This window comes from Bacillus sp. JFL15 (assembly GCF_001184225.1).
Lineage (GTDB): Bacteria > Bacillota > Bacilli > Bacillales > Bacillaceae > Bacillus > Bacillus siamensis.
The window spans coordinates 3,780,728-3,796,737 of sequence record NZ_KQ236689.1 but is presented as its reverse complement, the minus strand read 5'-3'; the positions used below and the strand labels follow the sequence as shown (position 1 = coordinate 3,796,737).

Annotated in this window: 20 protein-coding genes; 13 read left to right on the top strand and 7 right to left on the bottom strand. The window is 49.1% G+C overall.

The features are described from left to right. Positions 1–18: 18 nt before the first annotated feature. Genes AD710_RS18650 through AD710_RS18640 form a run of 3 tightly spaced genes read left to right on the top strand, consistent with a single transcriptional unit; the run spans position 19 to position 3,283 of the window. Positions 19–1,173, top strand: a complete 1,155-nt coding sequence (locus tag AD710_RS18650; RefSeq protein ID WP_049628736.1) for a cytochrome P450 — start codon at positions 19–21, stop codon at positions 1,171–1,173. 56 nt (positions 1,174–1,229) lie between these two features. Further along, entirely contained in the window at positions 1,230–2,477 is a 1,248-nt protein-coding gene (locus AD710_RS18645) for a hydroxymethylglutaryl-CoA synthase family protein (protein WP_049628735.1), read from the top strand. Positions 2,478–2,536: 59 nt separating this feature from the next. Next, complete coding sequence (locus tag AD710_RS18640) at positions 2,537–3,283, top strand: polyketide synthase (protein WP_016939192.1); 747 nt, start codon at positions 2,537–2,539, stop codon at positions 3,281–3,283. Between the two features lie 34 nt (positions 3,284–3,317). On the opposite strand, the gene proC is transcribed toward AD710_RS18640, so the two are convergent. Beyond that, complete coding sequence (proC, locus tag AD710_RS18635) at positions 3,318–4,160, bottom strand: pyrroline-5-carboxylate reductase (protein ID WP_049628734.1); 843 nt, start codon at positions 4,158–4,160, stop codon at positions 3,318–3,320. Between the two features lie 396 nt (positions 4,161–4,556). Between proC and AD710_RS18630 the strand changes: the two genes are divergently transcribed. From AD710_RS18630 to AD710_RS18610, 5 genes are all read left to right on the top strand, one after another. Continuing rightward, entirely contained in the window at positions 4,557–5,516 is a 960-nt protein-coding gene (locus AD710_RS18630; protein ID WP_049628733.1) for an MBL fold metallo-hydrolase, read from the top strand. A gap of 5 nt (positions 5,517–5,521) precedes the next feature. Then, complete coding sequence (locus AD710_RS18625; protein WP_049628732.1) at positions 5,522–6,298, top strand: SDR family NAD(P)-dependent oxidoreductase; 777 nt, start codon at positions 5,522–5,524, stop codon at positions 6,296–6,298. 17 nt (positions 6,299–6,315) lie between these two features. Next, positions 6,316–7,665, top strand: coding sequence for a D-serine ammonia-lyase (dsdA, locus tag AD710_RS18620; RefSeq protein ID WP_049628731.1), 1,350 nt, complete (start codon positions 6,316–6,318; stop codon positions 7,663–7,665). A 74-nt stretch (positions 7,666–7,739) separates the two neighbouring features. Further along, positions 7,740–8,699 (top strand): type I pantothenate kinase, encoded by a 960-nt coding sequence (gene coaA / locus AD710_RS18615; RefSeq protein ID WP_049628730.1) that lies wholly within the window; start codon positions 7,740–7,742, stop codon positions 8,697–8,699. A 24-nt stretch (positions 8,700–8,723) separates the two neighbouring features. Beyond that, positions 8,724–9,119 carry a VOC family protein gene (locus AD710_RS18610; protein WP_156187193.1) on the top strand — a complete coding sequence of 132 codons (396 nt, stop codon included), beginning with the start codon at positions 8,724–8,726 and terminating at the stop codon, positions 9,117–9,119. Between the two features lies 1 nt (position 9,120). On the opposite strand, the gene AD710_RS18605 is transcribed toward AD710_RS18610, so the two are convergent. The 5 genes from AD710_RS18605 to AD710_RS18585 all read right to left on the bottom strand — a co-directional run bounded on the left by AD710_RS18605 (position 9,121) and on the right by AD710_RS18585 (position 12,389). Further along, a complete protein-coding gene (locus AD710_RS18605; protein WP_095241772.1) occupies positions 9,121–9,288 on the bottom strand; it encodes a DUF4083 family protein in 168 nt (55 codons plus the stop codon). 63 nt (positions 9,289–9,351) lie between these two features. Then, positions 9,352–10,422, bottom strand: a complete 1,071-nt coding sequence (locus AD710_RS18600; RefSeq protein ID WP_016939184.1) for an AI-2E family transporter — start codon at positions 10,420–10,422, stop codon at positions 9,352–9,354. A 73-nt stretch (positions 10,423–10,495) separates the two neighbouring features. Further along, positions 10,496–10,702: a YqzH family protein gene (locus tag AD710_RS18595; protein ID WP_016939183.1), complete on the bottom strand. Its 207-nt coding sequence runs from the start codon at positions 10,700–10,702 to the stop codon at positions 10,496–10,498. Between the two features lie 101 nt (positions 10,703–10,803). Continuing rightward, positions 10,804–11,148 (bottom strand): YolD-like family protein, encoded by a 345-nt coding sequence (locus AD710_RS18590; RefSeq protein ID WP_045926984.1) that lies wholly within the window; start codon positions 11,146–11,148, stop codon positions 10,804–10,806. A gap of 14 nt (positions 11,149–11,162) precedes the next feature. Further along, positions 11,163–12,389 (bottom strand): DNA polymerase IV, encoded by a 1,227-nt coding sequence (locus AD710_RS18585; protein ID WP_049628728.1) that lies wholly within the window; start codon positions 12,387–12,389, stop codon positions 11,163–11,165. 215 nt (positions 12,390–12,604) lie between these two features. On the opposite strand from AD710_RS18585, the gene AD710_RS18580 reads away from it, so the two are divergent. From AD710_RS18580 to AD710_RS18560, 5 genes are all read left to right on the top strand, one after another. Continuing rightward, on the top strand, positions 12,605–13,075 hold the full coding sequence (locus AD710_RS18580; RefSeq protein WP_049628727.1) for a GNAT family N-acetyltransferase: 471 nt from the start codon (positions 12,605–12,607) through the stop codon (positions 13,073–13,075). 12 nt (positions 13,076–13,087) lie between these two features. Then, positions 13,088–13,360: an antibiotic biosynthesis monooxygenase family protein gene (locus AD710_RS18575; protein WP_049628726.1), complete on the top strand. Its 273-nt coding sequence runs from the start codon at positions 13,088–13,090 to the stop codon at positions 13,358–13,360. Further along, positions 13,357–14,325 (top strand): GNAT family N-acetyltransferase, encoded by a 969-nt coding sequence (locus AD710_RS18570; protein ID WP_049628725.1) that lies wholly within the window; start codon positions 13,357–13,359, stop codon positions 14,323–14,325. Before AD710_RS18575 ends, AD710_RS18570 begins: the two co-directional genes overlap by 4 nt. A 71-nt stretch (positions 14,326–14,396) precedes the next feature. Then, entirely contained in the window at positions 14,397–14,759 is a 363-nt protein-coding gene (locus AD710_RS18565; RefSeq protein WP_045926988.1) for an iron-sulfur cluster biosynthesis family protein, read from the top strand. Continuing rightward, positions 14,734–14,973, top strand: coding sequence for a DUF2552 family protein (locus AD710_RS18560; RefSeq protein WP_003153307.1), 240 nt, complete (start codon positions 14,734–14,736; stop codon positions 14,971–14,973). Before AD710_RS18565 ends, AD710_RS18560 begins: the two co-directional genes overlap by 26 nt. A 39-nt stretch (positions 14,974–15,012) precedes the next feature. Here the strand turns inward: AD710_RS18560 and AD710_RS18555 are convergent, their stop codons facing one another. After that, complete coding sequence (locus AD710_RS18555) at positions 15,013–15,927, bottom strand: alpha/beta hydrolase (protein WP_049628724.1); 915 nt, start codon at positions 15,925–15,927, stop codon at positions 15,013–15,015. Between the last annotated feature and the right edge of the window lie 83 nt (positions 15,928–16,010).

Here is a 16,010-nt window from a genome sequence, read left to right as displayed (position 1 = left end):
CATCTTGGAGGAATGAAAATGACCAGTTTAACAAAAATCAGACAGCAGCAGCCGTACAAGTGGTACCAAACGATGAGAGAAACCTCTCCCGTTCATTACAATGAAAAGGAAGATTGCTGGGAAATCTTCACCTATGATGAAGTGAAGCGGGTGATTTCTGACTACAGTCATTTTTCTTCCGATCATAAATACTTAAGTGCGGACAAGCAGGAAAAAATGATCCGGCATATTAACAAAGACAGCCTTTTGAAAATGGACCCGCCTGAACACACCGTCTTCAGAAAATTGGTCAATCAGCCGTTCATGCCGAAATCGGTTGAGACTCTTACACCGCGTATAGCCGCTATCGCTGATGACCTGCTTCAGGCCGTCCGTTCAAAAGGCAGGATGGACATTATTGAAGATTACGCATTTCCGCTTCCGATTATCGTGATCGCAGAGCTTTTAGGATTTCCTCCGAAAGACAGGGATATCTTTAAAAGCTGGGTCGACCAAAGCCAGAATGTAAAAGATGAAAAGAAAATGAATGAAGTGCAAAAGCAGATGATCGGATACTTCATGCAGTTTATTTTACAGCGGAGAAAACAGCAGGAAAATGATTTAATCAGCCATTTAATTTCAGCTGATTTAGACGGAGAGCCGCTGTCAGACAAGCAATTAATCGGTTTTTGCGGCTTGTTGATCGTCGCGGGGCACGTAACGACGGAAAATGTGATCGGAAATTCATTTCTCAGTCTCAAGGAGTTTCCGCATATTCTGCCCCGGCTGCTTGAAAATAAGGCGCTCCTTCCTGACTTTATTGAGGAAGTCATCCGCCTCAGACCTTCCATTCAGCGGGTAACCCGCTACACCGCGGTTGAGAGCGAGATTGGCGGAAAAACGATTCCGGCCGGAGAAAAAGTGTATGCGTGGATTGGATCGGCGAACAGAGATGAAAAGAAGTTTGAAAATGCCGATCAAATTGATTTGGGACGAAAGCCGAATCAGCATTTGTCATTCGGTCAGGGCAGCCATTATTGTTTAGGAGCGCCGCTTGCCCGGCTTGAAGCGAAAATCGCGCTTTCCCACTTTTTTGAACAGATGCCCGCATGGCGTTTTACTGAGGATCAAGAACCGAATCTGGTTCCGAGTCCTGTATTTCACGGCGTTGACCGGCTGCTTGTCGAGTTTTGAACGAAAAAATAAAAGAGGCTTCACGGGAAGCCTCTTTACTCTGGGGGCTTGGAGAAATGAATGTAGGAATCGAAGCAATGAACGTGTTTGGCGGAACCGCGTATGTAGACGTCATGGAGCTTGCGGAACATCGGAATCTGGATAAAAAAAGGTTTGAGAACCTGCTGATGAAAGAAAAAGTGGTGGCGCTTCCGTTTGAAGATCCGATTACGTTCGCCGTAAATGCCGCAAAACCGATTATCGACTCTCTGTCAGAAGAGGAACGGAATCAGATTGAAATGGTGATCACCTGTACGGAATCCGGGATTGATTTTGGCAAATCCATCAGTACATACGTCCATGATTATTTGCAGCTGAAGCGGAATTGCCGGTTATTTGAGGTGAAACAGGCTTGCTATTCTTTAACGGCCGGGTTTCAGATAGGCGTGAATTTCATCTTATCGCAAACATCACCGGGAGCGAAAGCGCTCATCATCGGAACGGATATTTCCCGCTTTTTAGTGGCTGAAGGCGGTGACGCGTTGACGGAGGAATGGTCCTATGCCGAACCGAGTGCGGGGGCGGGAGCTGTGGCGCTTTTAGTCAGCAGCACCCCTCATGTCTTTTTGCTTGATCAAGGCGCAAGCGGGTATTACGGGTATGAAGTCATGGATACCTGCCGCCCGATTCCGGATAGTGAAGCGGGGGATGCTGATCTGTCGCTCATGTCTTATTTGGACTGCTGTGAAAAATCATATCAGGAATACCGAAAGCGTGTGAGCGGGGCGGATTATAAGAGCTCATTTCAATACCTTTCTTTTCACACTCCGTTTGGCGGAATGGTAAAAGGAGCGCATCGGACGATGATGAGAAAATTGGCAAAGGCTAAGCCGCAAGACATTGAAGCTGATTTTCAGCAACGCGTGCTGCCTGGGATTCAATACTGTCAGCGTGTCGGCAACATCATGGGGGCTACCGTATTTTTATCTCTTGCCAGCACGATTGATAACGGCTCTTTTGAAACGCCGAAACGCGTCGGCTGTTTTTCATACGGTTCGGGCTGCTGCTCTGAATTTTACAGCGGTGTCGTTATGCCGCAAAGCCGGACGCGGCAGAATCAATTTCAGATCAGCCGGCATTTGGATGAACGCGTCCGTTTATCGATGGCTGATTATGACCGGCTGCTCCAAGACAGCGGCATCGTAAAATTCGGCACAAGAAATGCCGCGCCCGCAGCAGACATCCCGAATGCGCATCAAGGAAAAACGCGATTGGTGCTGACTGAAATAAAAGAGTTTCACAGAAAGTATGAATGGATGACCTAATATCAGAAACACTCAGAGCCGGAAAGGCTTGAATATTTTTTAAGAAGCGGAGAATAAACATGAATCCAATGATTGATGTACAGGAAACAGAACCGGGCATTGTGCAGGTCACAATGCAGGATACGGCCGGGAAGAACGGGCTGTCAGAAGAGTTTGTAAGAGAGCTGCACCGGGTATTCCAAGACATCAATGCCCATCCGTCCTATAAAACCGTCCTTCTGACGGGTTACGGAAATTATTTCTGCACGGGAGGAACGCAGGAGGGGCTTTTGACCATTCAGAGCGGAAAGCTCCAATTTACAGATTTAAAGCTTCACAGTCTTTTATTGGATTGCAGGATTCCCGTGATTTCCGTCATGCAGGGGCATGCGATCGGAGCCGGCTTTACGATTGGTCTGAGCTCGGATTTCGTAATTTTAAGCAGAGAGAGTTTTTATTCTTGTAATTATATGAAGTACGGATTTACACCGGGAATGGGCGCGACGTATATTGTGCCTGAAAAACTGGGAATTGTCCTCGGGGAAGAAATGCTGTTTACGGCCGCGAATTTCAGCGGCGCCGCTCTGGAAAAAAGGGGAGTTCCGTTTGAAGTGCTGCCGAAAAAAGACGTCCTTCAAAGAGGCCGCGAATTGGCCCGGCTGCTGGCGGATAAACCGAGAGCCTCACTGGTTGCGCTGAAAACCAATGTGACCGCACGGATCAAAAGAGAGCTGACAAAAGCGGTTGAGGAAGAGGTGAACATGCACGAAGCCACATTCCATCTTCCTGAAGTAAAAGAGAGAATCAGCCGCTTATACGGCAGTTAAACAGAATGAAAAAAGCATGGGAAGCCCCCATGCTTTATGATTGGTCCGTCTTTTGCAGCACGGAGCCTGCGAATTGTTCTTTAATTTCGGCGCTTCGGGCTGCGGTTTCTGTAATGCAGTGAATGATGGCTTCTTCAAAGCGGCGCTCGTTTAACGCGCGAAGGCCTGCCTCAGTTGTGCCGCCAGGGCTTGTGATTTCCTTGCGCAGGCGCTCAGGTCGTTTGCTGCTTTTTCTGAGCATTTCCGTCGCCCCGGCCATGGTTTGTAAAATCAGCTCTTTTGCCTTTTCTTCCGGCAGACCGACTTGAAGGGCGGCTTTTTCCATCGCTTCGACATACCGGTACACATAGGCGGGGCCGCTCCCGGCGATGGCTGTGACGGCATCAAGGTGTTTTTCTTCAAAGAGCGTCGCTTCTCCGATTGTTTCCAGCAGCTCTTTTGCCGTCCGGATTTCTGCCTCACTCGCCTCAGAGCTTGCGGAAAAACCGGTCGCCGATTGCTGAATGGCCGCGGATGTATTCGGCATCGCGCGGATGATGGTGAGCTTTCTGCCAAAATATTGCTGAATGGTGTGAATCGTCAGCCCTGCGATGACAGAAATCACAAGCTGATCTTTCACGTATTCGCGAATGTTTTCAATGCTTTCTGCCGCATCTTTCGGTTTAAAGGCGAGAACGATAATGTCGGTCTTGCTGAAAAACTCTTCTTTATCCCGGCACGGTTTCACTCCGTACGTTTTATGGAGTTCTTCAAGCCGGCTGTCATTTGACCGGTTTGTCATATATATATGCCCGGGGGCCGTCAGTCCGCTTTGCAGCAGTCCGTTCACCATTGCTTCCGCCATTGATCCGGCTCCGATAAAACCGATTTTCTTCATATAAATCCTCCTTCTTTCCAAAACACAAAAAAACCTTCCCGTCAAAAAGGACGAAAAGGTTTCGCGGTACCACCTTACATTAGCACGAATCAGCCGTGCTCAGCTCAAATCCCGTAACGAGGGGATACGTTTAGGTTTTCCTAACCGCTCTGAGGGCAGGTTCTGTAAACAAGAGGGCCGCAATGTCTTTCAGCCGGGGACATTGCTCTCTGCTGCCGTTGTTTATATACTAGTTCCTCGTCATCGCGTTCCGTTTTTTCTAGTTTGTTGTTCATTATGCTATGCGGCAGAGCGGGATGTCAATCTTTTTTTCTGATATACGGCAATAATGACACAGGGAAGAGAAAAGGCTAAAATATGAGTATTCAGGAATGAAAAGAACGAAGGAGCGTAAATATGGCAGCGAGAAAGATCATTCCGATACGTGTACCGACTCCGTTTGCAGTCGGCGACGTTATCGTTTATTTAGTAAAAGATGAAGCCTTGACCCTCATTGATTGCGGCCCGAATACAAAGGAAGCGGCTGAATCGCTCTTCATGCAGCTTAAAGAACACGGTGTTTCTCCAGCAGATATAGATCAGGTAGTGCTCACTCATCATCACGCAGATCATTCAGGTTTGCTGCACCTTTTTTCCGATGATACGGATGTAATCGGGCATCCGCTGAATGACAGGTACATTACTCAGAACCGGTCGTATATCGCCCGGCAGGAGGATTTTTTTCTGTCGCTTATGACAGAAATGGGCGTTCCTCTGACATATGAAGACATACATAAAACAGTTAAGCTGTCATACTTATTTTCTGCAAACCGTCCGTTAACGAAAACAGTGGGAGAAGGCGGAAAAATTGACGGGCTGGACGGCTGGACGGTGCTCGAAATCCCGGGGCATGCCGCCTCCCACATTGCGCTTTACCATGAAAAAAACGGTGAAATGTTCAGCGGCGATCTGCTTTTGTCCAACAGCTCCACAAATCCGATTTTGGAAGCTCCGGAAAAGGGGAGCGTGCGCACGTCTCCGATGCTGGACTATTTGAAATCAATGAAGCGGCTGTATGATATCAACCCGTCCCTTTTATATCCGGGACACGGCGATCTGCTGAAAGACGTAAGGTCTGCTGCTGACAGACGGCTTGAAAAACAGCGAAACCGGGCGGAATATGTGCTGCACCTGTTGTCAGAGGAAACGCTGACGGCTTTCCAAGTATGCCGGCGGCTGTTTCCGGCTGTGTACGAAAATGAATTATTTTTAACGATGTCAGAAACGATCGGCCATCTTGACGTGCTGGCTGCAAAAGGGAAGGCCGAATCCTTTCAGTCGGGAAATACTCTGATGTTTAAAGCTGTGAAGGGGTGAAGGAAATGGGCAGATTAACGGATAAGCGGATTTGGATCACCGGGGCATCCGGCGGACTCGGAGAACGGCTTGCATATTCCTGTGCGGCAGAAGGGGCTCATGTTTTTTTATCCGCAAGGCGGGAGGACCGCTTGCAGGAAGTGAAAAAAACGATTACCGCGCGGGGCGGACAGTGTGATGTCATTCCGTTTGACGTCCGGCATGCAGAAGAGGCTGAAAACGTAAGGCGTATGATCGGTCATGTTGATGTATTAATCAATAACGCCGGGTTCGGCATTTTTGAAACTGCCGCTGATGCATCTTTGGATGATATGAAGGCGATGTTTGAAGTCAATGTCTTCGGATTAATTGCCTGTACGAAAGCCTGTCTTCCGGTGATGCTTCATGCCAAAAGCGGCCATATTATCAATATCGCTTCACAGGCCGGCAAACTGGCGACACCGAAATCAAGCCTTTATTCCGCTACGAAACACGCCGTTTTAGGGTATTCCAATGCGCTGCGGCTCGAACTGGCCGGTTCGGGTGTAGCTGTGACAACGGTTAATCCCGGCCCGATCAAAACAGACTTCTTTACAATTGCAGATAAAGAGGGCGGTTATGTGAAAAGCGTCGGCAGATGGATGCTTGATGCCGACCATGTGGCAAAGCGCATTACGTCCGTGATTTTGACGGATAAACGGGAAATGAATCTTCCGCGATGGATGAGTTTCGGGACGAAGCTGTATCAGCTTTTCCCATCGTTTACAGAAAAACTGGCCGGCCGCGCATTAAAGAAAAAGTAACAAGGGGGAGACAGTAAATGTCCGATCGGGATATACGCACGGCATTGATGGAAGAGCCTTTAGTCAGACAAATGGCGGAGGCGCGGGAAGTATTTTGGATCAACCCGCATAAAACCGATTATCCAGTAAAACATGGCGCTGAATGGAAAAAGGAGATTGCCGAAGCGGAAGAAAGGCTGCGCCGGTTTGCGCCTTATATCGCGGCGGCTTTTCCGGAGACAGAAGAGGCGGGGGGCCTCATTGAATCTCCGCTTGTCTTGATTAATGAAATGAAGAAGCGTCTGGAACACAGCGCTGCTCAGGCTTTCCCCGGGCGCCTGCTTTTGAAGTGCGACCATGAACTTCCGATTTCCGGTTCCATTAAAGCGCGCGGCGGGATTTACGAAGTGCTGAAGCATGCCGAAGATCTCGCGGTAAAAGCGGGAATGCTCTCAGCAGACGACGATTACAGCATATTGACTGAGGAACGGTTTACCGCTTTTTTCTCGAAATATTCTATAGCCGTCGGTTCTACGGGCAATTTAGGTTTGAGTATCGGCATAATCGGCGCGAAGCTCGGTTTTTGTGTGACTGTGCATATGTCCAGTGACGCCAAGCAGTGGAAAAAAGAGCTGCTCCGGGAAAAAGGGGTTCGGGTCATCGAATACGAAGCAGACTACAGTCTGGCTGTCAAAGAAGGGCGCATTCAGGCGGAGCAGGACCCTTATTGTTATTTTATTGATGATGAGCATTCCCGGGATCTGTTTTTGGGGTATGCAGTTGCGGGAAGCCGTGTAAAAAAGCAGCTGGATCAAATGAACATTAAGCCTGCTGCAGATGAGCCGCTTTTCGTCTATCTGCCGTGCGGGGTCGGAGGAGGACCGGGCGGCGTCGCGCTCGCGCTAAAGCTGATCTATGGCGAACATGTCCATATTTTTTTCGGTGAGCCGACGCATTCACCGTGTATGCTGTTGGGCCTGTTTTCCGGCTTGCATGACGGAATCAGCGTGCAGGATATCGGTCTTGATAATCAAACGGCCGCCGACGGACTTGCGGTGGGAAGGCCGTCCGGACTGGCCGGCCCCCTGATGGAACCTATACTCAGCGGCTGTTATACCGCCGATGACGGCACGCTTTTTTCGCTGCTCTATCAATTAAGAACGGCTGAGAATAAGAGCCTTGAGCCTTCTGCCCTCGCCGGCATGGCAGGAGCTGTCAAGTTCGTTCAGACTGAAGCGGGAAACCGTTACATAAAAGAGCGGGGGATTGAGATGGAAAATGCTGTGCACCTTGTGTGGAGCACCGGCGGGAGCATGGTTCCGGAGAAGGAAATGGAAGAGTACAGCAAGCTCGGTTCCTCATTTGCGAAAAAAATGGGCAGACAGTGAAGCGGTTTTCCGTTACAATCTTTGTAAGCGTTTGTTTTTTACCGGAAAGCCATACAGAGAGATTGGTGTGAATTGTGAAAAGTAAAGAATTGAACTTACATACATTGTACACGCAGCACAGCCGCGAGTCTTGGGCCGGATTCGGCGGTCATCTTTCCATTGCCGTTTCAGAAGAAGAAGCCAAGGCCGTAGAGGGGCTGAATGACTACCTATCGGTGGAAGAAGTAGAAACGATTTATATTCCGCTTGTGCGACTGCTCCATCTTCATGTCACGTCAGCTGCAAAACGTAATCAGCATGTCAACGTGTTTTTGAAGCATCCGCATTCAGCGAAAATCCCGTTTATCATCGGAATCGCGGGCAGCGTCGCCGTCGGCAAAAGCACCACCGCAAGAATTTTGCAAAAGCTTCTTTCCCGTCTGCCCGACAGGCCGAAGGTGAGCCTGGTGACAACTGACGGGTTCTTGTATCCGACGGCGGAATTAAAAAGGAAAAACCTCCTGTCCAGAAAGGGATTCCCGGAAAGTTACGACGTGAAAGCGTTGCTTGAGTTTCTGAATGATATAAAATCAGGGAAAGAGAGAGTGGAGGCGCCCGTATATTCCCATCTTACTTATGACAGGGAAGAGGGCGCCGTCGAAGTGGTCGAAGGTGCGGATATCGTTATTATCGAAGGAATCAACGTCCTGCAGTCGCCGACCTTAGAGGACGACAGGGAAGATCCGCGGATTTTTGTATCGGATTTCTTTGATTTTTCGATTTATGTGGATGCCGAAGAAAGCCGGATTTTCACGTGGTATTTGGAGCGTTTCCGTCTTTTGAGGGAAACCGCTTTTCAGGATCCGGCTTCTTATTTTCATAAATTTAAGGATTTATCTGATGCAGAAGCGGATACCATGGCCGCCTCCATTTGGGAGAGCGTCAACCGTCCGAATCTGTATGAAAATATTCTGCCGACAAAATTCAGGTCGGATTTGATTTTGAGAAAAGGTGACGGCCATAAAGTTGAAGAGGTGCTGGTAAGGCGTGTGTGATGTAAGGAGGAAGCGAATATTATGATGCATCATATTGAATTGTATGTATCTGACTTGAAAGCCTCCGCCCGGTTTTGGGGATGGTTTTTAGGTGAGCTCGGTTATAGGGAATTTCAAAATTGGGACTCCGGCATCAGCTGGAAAAACGCAGGATTTTATGTTGTGCTTGTCCAGACAAAGGAGCGTTTTTTAACACCGGAGTACCACAGATGCCGGGTCGGGCTGAACCATCTGGCTTTTCATGCTGCATCAAGAGAGCAGGTTGACGAGATGACGGAAAAGCTGCTTGCCAGAGGATGCCCCGTGCTTTACAGGGACCGCCATCCATATGCAGGCGGAAGCACGCATTACGCCGTATACACGGAGGACCCGGATCGGATAAAGGTGGAGCTGGCCGCTCCTGCCTCTGATTCTGAATGAACTATACCTTTTCGTTTTTTTCTTCGCGCAGCGCGTCGAGTTTCTTTTCGATTCTGTCTAATTGTATGCGGCGCTTGTTCAAGCTTCTGAATACATATATCACGGCAAACAGGAAAACCGCGGCTGCGGCGAATGAAATCAATTGAAAAATGACATCACCGATGTTCATCTTTTTACCTCCGTGTGCGGCGGGCGCTTCTCTGAGCCCGCCATTTTTCATTTTAGTGTCTCTCTAGCCTTGTTTTTTTCTGAGTATGAACAGTTTCTGCATGTGGCTTATGATCACCTTTGCGGCCGCATATCCCGGAATGGCCAGCAGCATCCCGGCAATACCCGAGAATTTGCCGGCGGCCAGCAGAAGAAAAATGATGGTCAGCGGGTGAATGTCCAGCTTCCGGCCCATAATTTGCGGGGAAATCAGCTGGCTTTCAAGCTGCTGGACAATGACGACAACCGTAATCACAAGCACCGCCTCGGTCGGTGAATCGAACAATCCGACAATGACTCCGGGAAATGTGCCGATCCAAGGTCCGATAAACGGAATCAGGTTTGTCACCATGGCGAACGCGCCCAGAACGAGCGGATAATCGAGCCCGATGATGAAATAGCCGATCGTGACGAGAACGCCGACACAGAAACTGACGAGCAGCTGTCCTTGTATGTATGAACTGAGAGCTTCATCCATGTCCCGAAGGATTTGTTTTCCTTCCTTTTGATGTTTTTCTGGAAGAAGCCGGAGCAGCCGCCGGGGCGCTTTATTTCCTTCTTTTAACATGTAATACAGCGCAAACGGAATAATGGCGGCGGTGATGGCGGCATTGGCAGCCGCACCGGCCAGGCTGCTGAGAGAATCAGCGATTGAACCGGAATAATTTGCAGCTTTGTCTGCTAATTTTTTGAAGGAATCCTCATGCTGAAGCCGGGAAAACCATTTACTGTCCTGGAGATGCCCGATCCAATTTTCAGCTTTTGCGGAAAGCTCGGGAATGTGATCTGTGAAGGCTGTAAACTGTTTTTGAACGGCAGGGCCCGCCGTGTAAAGGAAGAGGACAAAAAGGCCGGCTGTTCCCGCATAAATCGCTAAAATTGCGATTCCTTCAGGCAGCTTTAATTTCGCATGCAGCACTGTGACGAGCGGGCGGCACAAATAGTAAAGGACGCCCGATAACACAATGGGCGGAAACAAGGTTTTAACCGTAATCACAACAGGCTGGAACAAAAAGTCTATTAATGTTCCGAGATAAATGATGAGAAATAACAGAAGAACGGCATAGCCGATCTTGAAATAAGGCCCGACAGGCATATTCTGCACCACGCAATCTTTAAGGGTTTACTCTCGGACGTTTCCCTTATCGCCCGGCGCATAAACGTCTGTGTCAGGAGAACTGCCCCTGATTGGTGACATAATCGTAGATAATATCTTCTACATGGGCATGGAGGTCCTCATCGGGTTCTTCGTTCCTTCTTTCTTCTAAAGCTTTTTTCAAACTCTGTTTTTCATAGGGGCTCAGCGGATCTGTCGACACATTCCGTCCATACTGGCGGAGGGCCTGTCCCAGCATTTTTTCTACAAATTGATCCATCGTATATTCTCCTATTCTTATCATTCATCCTTATTCTACTAAATATCATGTGATCCTCCCACTCTTCTATCATATTTTCTGTCAGGACGATTTAGGTTCTTTTATTCCAGTTCAGCTGAGAGAATAAGATGAAACGGCAGGGTTAACGCATCTTCATCGTTTATGATTTTTAAACGTTTTTCGTCATGCTTCACTTGTTTTACCCATCCCCAAAACCGGCGGGGGCCGTGTGCGGAAGCGTAGGTGACTGAGATGGCCCTGTCTTCTTCAATCGCCGCTGCAATGATGCGGTTCATGTCGTTCATTTGCTCTTCGCTCAGTTCCGGCGGCCGGAATTCCCGTTCTTTTCGTTTCTTTGCAAGCAGCTGCTCCCGGTGTTCGGGGAGCATCATCCGGCTTGACTCCCACATGACATTATATCCGGGTGTTAATTTGTTCGGATTCATGTATATCACCTCAATTATTTGTAATGCCCGCCGATTTTTTCAGCCCGGTGAAAGGCTTGGCCGGCCTCTGTCAGCGACACGGCATGGAGCAGCGACGCAGGGCCGTACCGCTCATGGATATCATCCAATACTTTGCCGAGACTGATCTTTTTTTCCTGGGCATCGAACAGGCTCAGCTGAACATAATCACAGGGCTCCAGCTGGGAAAGGGCGACGCCGGCGCTGCGGACGGGCTCCCCGTTCCAGTGCTCTTTGAAGAGCTTGACCGCCGTTTTAAAAATATCCATTCCGAAATTGGTCGGAGAGACGAGCTTTTTCTGTCTGTGAAAACCTGAAGGGAAATCAAAATCGGCGCCCCTGATGCTGACTGAAACCGTATGGCCGATGTATTGTTTAAAACGGGCGCGGCGGGCCACTTCTTCGCTTAACTCCAGCAATACGACTTTGATATCCTCAAAGCGGCTGTAGTCTCTCGGAAGAGTCATGTTATGGCCGATCGCTTTTTGCCGGCTGTGCGTGTTGACGGTGACCGGAGAGGGATCGATGCCGCGGGCTGTCCGCTGAAGCAATTCGCCGTTAATGCCCCAGCGCTTTTTCAGCAGTTCGGGAGGATGCGCGGCAAGCCCGCCGATCGTGCTGATGCCCATCCGCCTTAAATGATGCTCCATCCGTTTTCCGATGCCAAATAATTTTCTGACCGGCAGCGGCCACAGATCCTGCCTGATATTTGACATATCCAATCTGTGGATGCCGGATGCGTTTTTTTTGGCAAAATGGTCGCAAGCCATTTTCGCGAGCGCCTTATTCGGCCCGATGCCGACACGGGCATAAATTCCGAATTCACGCATAATCGCTTGTTGAATGCTTTTGGCGATTGTAAAAGGATCACCGAACAGCCGCCTGCTCCCGGTCACGTCGAGAAACTGCTCATCGATGGAGTAGGGTTCTACAAGATCGGTATACCGCTCGAACAACTCGGTAATCATAACGGAGACATCAATATACCGCTGCATCCGCGGCCGGACGATAACGGCGTCTGGACATTTGGCCTGCGCTTCCCCCAGCCGTTCAGCATTTTTTACGCCGTATCGTTTGGCGAGCGGACAAGCCGCAAGCACGACGCCGCTGCGTCTTTCGGGATCTCCCGAGACAATGACGGGCCGGTTTTTAAGATGAGGCGCTTCCGCTTTTTCCACAGACGCATAAAACGATTGCATATCAACAAGAAGAATATCAGCCATAAAAAAACCTCCGGGAACGTTTGTTCTGTTTTTCATTTTACCCGAACAATGACCGCGTTCATACTGGTAAATCATTCCCCGGTTGGAAGACGGGCTGATTCGTCCGCTTGAAAAGAAATCATTTACAATTGCAAACAACCCACATATAATTTTTTATATTCCAATGAGAAGAGCTGACATTCATTTTGCCGGACGAAAAGGAGAGTCAATCGATAATGGATATTCGAACAATTACCTCTGAAGACTATGAAATGGTTACGTCTGTTTTGAATGAATGGTGGGGCGGCAGGCAGATGAAAGACAAACTGCCGCGTTTGTTTTTTGAACATTTTCAGGACACAAGCTTTATTACGTTCGGGCCGGAGGGAATGACCGGTTTTTTAATCGGGTTTCAGTCACAATCAGACCCTGAGACGGCATACATTCATTTTTCCGGAGTGCATCCGGATTTCAGAAAAATGCAAATTGGAAAACAGCTCTATGACCGATTTATGGAGACGGTGAAAGAAAGAGGCTGCACAAAAGTCAATTGCGTGACGGCGCCTGTCAATAAAGTATCAATCGCTTATCATACAAAATTAGGCTTTGAAGCTGAAAAAGGAACCAAAACCGTAAACGGAATCCCTGTTTTTGCGAATTATGATGGTCCGGGAGAAGACCGGATTCTGTTTGTGAAATATATGTAGGGGGGGATGAATATGGGTTTTTTAGCTGATACGCCCAAACCGCCCTATTATGCGGTCGTTTTTTCATCAATAAAGGGAAAATATGATGAGGAATATGAGCATACGGCAGAGCGCATCACGGTTCCCTGCTGGGACAGCCTGGAGGCGATTAAAAGGTGGAAAGACCATACTGACCACCGGGCGGCAAAACAAAAAGGAAAAAGCGCCTGGTATGAAGCGTACGCGGTCCGCATGACGAAGACGGAGCCGCAGCGGATGTTTGCGTCAAAAGGGGCGGAAGATTGATTGCATTTTTACAGCATACACAAGAACAGTCGGCGCGGGAAATTGCGGCGGTTCAGCGCTGCTCTTATCAAAAAGAAGCCGAGCTGATCGGCTTTTTCGGCATTCCCGGGCTGCATGAAACAGCCGAAGACATACAGCGGTCACGGGAGACGTTTGCCGGTTTCAGAGTAAAAGATCGGCTCGCAGGCGTCATTTCGTATGAAAAAAAGGGATATGATCTTGTCATATGCCGGCTGACGGTGCACCCGTCCGGCTTTCGGAAAGGAATCGGACGGGCGCTCATTCAATTTGTGTTAGACGAGAACCGGGACGCCCAAAAAATAGAGACGGCTACCGCCAGCCAAAACGTTCCGGCAGTCTCTCTCTATTTAAAAGCAGGGTTCACGGAAGCCGGACAGACTGAGACGCCGGAAGGACTGACCCTCTCGTTTTTTCATCTTTATCCGAAGAGGAAAGCGGAAGTTGTTCCGTACAAGCCGGAATGGAAAGAGATGTTTGAAAGGGAGAAGGCAAATTTGATCCGAATCTTAGGCCCCGCGCTCCATTCAGTCAGCCACATCGGCAGCACCTCCATCCCCGGGATGGCCGCAAAACCCGTCATTGATATACTGGCGGAGGTTAACGATATTTCGGACGCTGACCGATTCAGTCCGCAGCTGGAAGCACTCGGCTATGAGGCGAAAGGGGAAAACGGGATAGAAGGCCGGCGTTTCTTTCAAAAAGGCGGCAACAAGCGCACACACCACGCCCACATATACGAAACAGGCCATCCGGACGTGGGGCGTCATCTGCTGTTCCGGGATTACCTCACCGCAAAGCCTGAAAAAGCGGCTCAATACATGAAGCTGAAAAAGGGGCTCGCTGAGACATACCCGTACGATATGGCAAAGTATATTGAAGGGAAAAAGGACTGGATCAAGGCGGCTGAACAAGAGGCAAAGGACTGGGAGAGCGGGCTGCTGTAAAGAAAGCAGAAACAATGCATACAGCGGCTCGGTATGCTACAATGGCGAAAATGAAAAACGGAGGATCATCTATGCAAATACATGTGACGGATGCGGCGAAACACACACTTCAGCAGGCGATGGACGCCAACCCGGGGAAAAAAGCGCAGCTCCGCTATGACGCAGAAGGCTGCGGGTGTGCGGTCAGCGGCGTGCCGGCCATCTGGCTGGCGGACGAATTAACGGGACAATGCGAGCGCATTGAAACCAACGGACTTCCGCTTTACATCCAGACTTCTCAAAAAGTGTTTTTTGACGAGGAAATGACAATCGATTACAATGAAAAGGCAAAAACGCTCGTCTTAAAAAGCCCGGCAGAAATGCTGAGCCCGAGAATGAGCATATTAGTAAAGCAGGGAGAAACTGAAAGTGAATCAAAAGCTGAAAGCCATTAAACAGACGGCACAGCATAAAACGTGGGTATCCTTTTTGAACAACAACCATCCGTACAGTCTGCTGCACTGGTCCATCGGAGGCGCTGAATCCGTACAAAAGGATGTCTGGCTGCTTCAGGATGAGATGACCTTCAAAGCGCAGGAGTTTACGACAATCGACCTCGCCATTGACTGGATCGGAGAAAATATGGACGGGATTACCGACGTTTTATGACGGGAAAGCGAAAGAACAAGTATACGTTCTTTCGCTTTTTTACGTTTGCGTTATGGCATCTAAAAAGGTTTGCACGGCTTGACGGTAGCTCTCCGGATTTTTGGTGTACGACATGGCATGACCGCCCGATTCGGCCAGATACAGCATCTTCGGGCCGCGTTTTCTGCGGTGCAGCATTTCGGAGGAAGCGGGAGGTATATAATCATCCTCCTTACTGTGGATAAACAAAACGGGCTGCCGGATGCGGCTGATAACCGATAAAGGCGAGACATCACGGATGCGGTATCCTTCTCTCACCAGCAAAAAGAAATCAGCCAAAGGCAGCAGCGGCCACCGAGGCAGCCGGAATTCCCGCTTCAGCCTGTAGGCTAACTGATCGTGAAAACTTGCGAACGGACAGTCCGCAATATAAAAATCAGCGCCGTCTCCATTCTGATGATCTCCCGCGTATAATAAGGCCGATACAGCTCCCATTGATTCGCCGTGGATACCGATTTGACCGCCGTCCCCGATTTTGTTTCTCACCCAATTCACGGCTTCTTCCAAATCATCTTTTTCAAAATAACCGTAGCTCGTTGTTCGGCCGCCGCTTTTTCCGTGCCGGCGGTGGTCATACACGAGCACATTCCAGCCTAAATCCAGAAACAAATCCATGTATTTCAATGAATTAAACAAATTGACGGTAACACCGTGACAAATAATCATCGTGTTTGCCGTACGATGCGGGGCGATGTAAAAGCCTTTGATCTCATACCCGTGGCGTGACAAGATGACGGCCTCTTCTTTTTCCATCGCCTGAAAGGAATCAAATACCCCATTCCAGTCTGCCGTTTCTCTTTTTATGATGTCTTCATCCGTCTTTTTCTTCATAAACATGATCAGATTCGTAAAAGCAAATCCGGCGGCCAAAAAGACCGCACAAGCCGAACCGAACACCGCCAGCCATTTTTTCACGCAGGCACCCTCCTTTAATATGAAAAATCCTTCCCTTTGAACGTTGCCGGCCTCCGGCGCTCCATGGTACACTTGCTTCACCA

Bases quoted from the DNA above. Each gene is read 5' to 3' on its own strand.
- AD710_RS18650 (WP_049628736.1), top strand. From the start codon at position 19: ATGACCAGTTTAACAAAAATCAGACAGCAGCAGCCGTACAAGTGGTAC.
- AD710_RS18645 (WP_049628735.1), top strand. From the start codon at position 1,230: ATGAATGTAGGAATCGAAGCAATGAACGTGTTTGGCGGAACCGCGTAT.
- AD710_RS18640 (WP_016939192.1), top strand. From the start codon at position 2,537: ATGAATCCAATGATTGATGTACAGGAAACAGAACCGGGCATTGTGCAG.
- proC (WP_049628734.1), bottom strand. From the start codon at position 4,160: ATGAAGAAAATCGGTTTTATCGGAGCCGGATCAATGGCGGAAGCAATG.
- AD710_RS18630 (WP_049628733.1), top strand. From the start codon at position 4,557: ATGGCAGCGAGAAAGATCATTCCGATACGTGTACCGACTCCGTTTGCA.
- AD710_RS18625 (WP_049628732.1), top strand. From the start codon at position 5,522: ATGGGCAGATTAACGGATAAGCGGATTTGGATCACCGGGGCATCCGGC.
- dsdA (WP_049628731.1), top strand. From the start codon at position 6,316: ATGTCCGATCGGGATATACGCACGGCATTGATGGAAGAGCCTTTAGTC.
- AD710_RS18610 (WP_156187193.1), top strand. From the start codon at position 8,724: ATGCATCATATTGAATTGTATGTATCTGACTTGAAAGCCTCCGCCCGG.
- AD710_RS18605 (WP_095241772.1), bottom strand. From the start codon at position 9,288: ATGAACATCGGTGATGTCATTTTTCAATTGATTTCATTCGCCGCAGCC.
- AD710_RS18600 (WP_016939184.1), bottom strand. From the start codon at position 10,422: ATGCCTGTCGGGCCTTATTTCAAGATCGGCTATGCCGTTCTTCTGTTA.
- AD710_RS18595 (WP_016939183.1), bottom strand. From the start codon at position 10,702: ATGGATCAATTTGTAGAAAAAATGCTGGGACAGGCCCTCCGCCAGTAT.
- AD710_RS18590 (WP_045926984.1), bottom strand. From the start codon at position 11,148: ATGAATCCGAACAAATTAACACCCGGATATAATGTCATGTGGGAGTCA.
- AD710_RS18585 (WP_049628728.1), bottom strand. From the start codon at position 12,389: ATGGCTGATATTCTTCTTGTTGATATGCAATCGTTTTATGCGTCTGTG.
- AD710_RS18580 (WP_049628727.1), top strand. From the start codon at position 12,605: ATGGATATTCGAACAATTACCTCTGAAGACTATGAAATGGTTACGTCT.
- AD710_RS18575 (WP_049628726.1), top strand. From the start codon at position 13,088: ATGGGTTTTTTAGCTGATACGCCCAAACCGCCCTATTATGCGGTCGTT.
- AD710_RS18565 (WP_045926988.1), top strand. From the start codon at position 14,397: ATGCAAATACATGTGACGGATGCGGCGAAACACACACTTCAGCAGGCG.